1 protein-coding gene is annotated in these 1,283 nt (G+C 71.4%); it reads right to left on the reverse strand.

Annotation, left to right across the window (positions count from 1 at the left end):
• Nucleotides 1-1,283, reverse strand: a 1,283-nt coding sequence (gene hisD, locus RISW2_RS22880; RefSeq protein WP_043775755.1) for a histidinol dehydrogenase, incomplete at both ends; no start/stop codon positions are given.

The raw sequence follows: 1,283 nt of genomic DNA on the forward strand, positions 1-1,283 counted from the left end.
CCATAGGGCACGTTGTCGCCGCCATAGCGTCGGACGCGGAGGTTGCACTGCTCGGCGTGGCCGACGAAGCCCTCGAGCATGCACAGGCGCGAGCCGACGCGGCCGATCTCGGCGGCGGCGGCGTCGGTGGTGACCTTCTGGTAGCTGTGCGTCTTCAGGAACTTGCCGACCCAGAGCCCGCCGGTATAGCGGCCGGCCTTGCGCGTGGGCAGCGTGTGGTTGGTGCCGATCACCTTGTCGCCGTTCGCGACGTTGGTGCGCGGCCCGAGGAACAGCGCGCCGTAGCTCGTCATGTGCTCGAGGTACCAGTCGTCGCGGTCGGTCATCACCTGCACGTGCTCGGAGGCGATGTCCTCGGCCACCGCCAGCATCTCGTCGTGGCTGTCGCAGAGGATGACCTCGCCGTATTCCCGCCAGCTGACGCGGGCGGTCTCCGCGGTGGGCAGCACCGCCAGCAGGCGCTCGATCTCGGCCAGCGTCGCCTCGGCCAGCGCGCGGGACGTCGTCACCAGCACGGCCGGGGAATCGTAGCCGTGCTCGGCCTGGCCGAGCAGGTCGGTCGCGCACATCTCGGCGTCGACCGTGTCGTCGGCGATCACCAGCGTCTCGGTCGGCCCGGCGAAGAGGTCGATGCCCACGCGCCCGAAGAGCTGGCGCTTGGCCTCGGCCACGAAGGCGTTGCCGGGGCCCACGAGCATGTGCACGGGGGCGATCGTCTCGGTGCCGAGCGCCATGGCGCCGATCGCCTGGATGCCGCCCAGGACGTGGATCTCGTGCGCGCCGCCCAGGTGCATCGCGGCGATCACCGCGGGGTTCGGCTCGCCGCGCCAGGGCGGGGTCGCGGCGACGATGCGCGGCACGCCCGCGACCCGCGCCGTGGCCACCGACATGTGCGCCGAGGCCACCATCGGGAACTTGCCGCCCGGCACGTAGCAGCCGACCGACTGCACGGGGATGTTGCGGTGCCCGAGGATCACCCCGGGCATCGGCTCCACCTCGATGTCGGTCATCGAGGCGCGCTGCGCCTCGGCAAAGCCGCGGACCTGGTCCTGGGCAAAGCGGATGTCCGAGAGCTCCTGCGCCGAGAGCCGGCCCATCAGGCGCTCGATCTCCGCCTCGGACAGCCGGAAGCTCTCCGGCGCGTAATCGTCGAACCGGACGCTCAGCTCCCGCACCGCCGCATCGCCCCGCGCCGCGATGTCCGAAAGCGTCCGCTCCACGATCGCCCGCACCTGCGCCCCTTCCTCGACGCGCGTCTCCTCGGACTTGCCACGCTTGAGATA

It is taken from the genome of Roseivivax isoporae LMG 25204, assembly GCF_000521865.1.
GTDB classification, from domain to species: domain Bacteria; phylum Pseudomonadota; class Alphaproteobacteria; order Rhodobacterales; family Rhodobacteraceae; genus Roseivivax; species Roseivivax isoporae.